This window comes from Sphaerospermopsis sp. LEGE 08334, from assembly GCF_015207205.1.
GTDB lineage: Bacteria > Cyanobacteriota > Cyanobacteriia > Cyanobacteriales > Nostocaceae > Sphaerospermopsis.
Genome location: NZ_JADEXH010000115.1, coordinates 1 through 1093, shown reverse-complemented (window position 1 = coordinate 1093; position 1093 = coordinate 1). Strand labels below are relative to the sequence as shown.

1 protein-coding gene is annotated in these 1093 nt (G+C 33.0%); it reads left to right on the top strand.

The window, feature by feature from the left end; all coding sequences use genetic code 11:
* Position 1: 1 nt before the first annotated feature.
* Positions 2-1024 (top strand): IS4 family transposase, encoded by a 1023-nt coding sequence (locus IQ237_RS25970; RefSeq protein ID WP_194060115.1) that lies wholly within the window; start codon positions 2-4, stop codon positions 1022-1024.
* The last annotated feature ends 69 nt before the right edge of the window (positions 1025-1093 follow it).

Below are 1093 nucleotides of genomic sequence, written 5' to 3'. Positions count from 1 at the left end.
CATGATTATAAATTCATTTCCCAAGATTGTCAAAGACATCCTCAAATCCTTGCCAAAAAATGATTATCCGGTTTTGAACACCCGTCTTTACGTTGAGTGTTGGTTAGGTTATGCCTTGGATAATAGTTTAACAAGTATGAGGGACTTATTTAAAAGATTAAACAATACAGGGATTGATGTAAGGATTTCGACTTTTTCCAAGGCTAACACACACAGAAATCAAGAAATCTTCCAAAAGATTTATCATCAATTGAATAAATTAGTCCAGAAAAAAGCTCACAAAAAGTTACATGATAAATACGCCATTTGTCCAATTGATTCTACAGTAATTACCTTAACAAGTAAGTTACTATGGGTTTTAGGACATCATCAAGTAAAACTTTTTAGTTCCCTCAATCTGTCAACAGGAAGTCCAGAAGATAATTTGATAAATTTTGGACATAATCATGATTATACATTTGGTTCATCAATGATGTCTAATTTACCGCAAGATGCTTTTGGGGTAATGGATAGAGGTTTTGCGGGACTAAATTTTATGCAGGAATTAGTGCAAAAAGACAAATATTTTGTAGTGCGAATTAAGAATAATTGGAAACTAGAATTTGAATCGGGAACTGGATTAGTCAAAATCGGTTCAGCGAGTGATGCTCACGCTTATAGGGTAGTTAATTTTTGTGATTTAGAAACTAAAACTGAATTTCGCTTAGTCACGAATTTACCGTCAGATGGAGAGGCAGCAGTTACAGATGATGAAATCAGGGATATTTACCGGTTACGTTGGGGAGTTGAATTATTATGGAAATTCTTAAAGATGCACCTAAAACTAGATAGATTAATTACCAAAAATGTTAATGGTATTGGCATACAAATTTATGCCAGTCTCATCGCTTATCTAATTTTACAACTTGTATCTGTTCCTCAAGAATGGGGTAATAAAATGTTAGATAAATTCCGCTATCTTCAAGCTTGTATGTGTCAACAAATTAGTTATGTTCATTGGATGGAAGATATCATGAGATGTTAACATTTTCACCCTTAATAGGACTACTATAACTGAATATGTAAACTTTTGTAACGACATTCAACATTTCTG

Excerpts from the sequence above, each read along its gene's own strand:
- IQ237_RS25970 (WP_194060115.1), top strand. The coding sequence starts at position 2 with ATGATTATAAATTCATTTCCCAAGATTGTCAAAGACATCCTCAAATCC.